This window comes from Rhizobacter sp. P2_H3, from assembly GCF_056403355.1.
In genome coordinates, this window is sequence record NZ_JBFUFQ010000544.1 from 1 (window position 1) to 578 (window position 578).

Consider the following 578-nt stretch of genomic DNA (forward strand, 5'->3'; position numbering starts at 1 on the left):
GACCGGGAATGACAGCCGTCTGACAGTCTCATGCCGGCACCCCAGGGCTTGCCCGGATGTAACCGGGCGCTGCTGCGCTCAGGATGGCGCCTCTGTTCAGTGCATTCCCCCTCAAGGAGACTTATTCATGCGACGCCTCTTGCTCAAAACCGTKCTGTTGCCGCTGGCCCTTGCGACCGCCTCCGCGGCCGTGTTCGCCCAGGACAACTTCAAGGTGATGATCGGCGCCAACCCCGGTGGCGGCTACGACCAGACCGGCCGCGRCATCGGCAAGGCCATGCAGGAAGCGGGCGTCGCCGGCTCGATCACCTATGAGAACAAGGGTGGCGCCGGCGGCACGATCGGCCTGGCCCAGTTCGCGAACGCATCGAAGGGCGACCCGAACGCGATGATCGTCGTCGGCGCCATCATGGTTGGCGCGATCGTGCAGAACAAGCCGCCGATCACGCTGAATGACGCGACGCCGGTGGCGCGCCTGCTGGCCGAGTACAACGTGTTCGTCGTGCCGGCCAACTCGCCGCTGAAGACGATGAAGGACGTCGTCGAGCAGATGAAGAAGGACCCCGGCAGCGTCAAGT

Annotated in this window: 1 protein-coding gene; it reads left to right on the forward strand. The window is 65.1% G+C overall.

The window, feature by feature from the left end; all coding sequences use genetic code 11:
* Positions 1 to 127: 127 nt before the first annotated feature.
* Positions 128 to 578: Bug family tripartite tricarboxylate transporter substrate binding protein (locus tag AC1D1T_RS32945; RefSeq protein WP_477993574.1), on the forward strand; the 451-nt coding region annotated here is incomplete at its 3' end.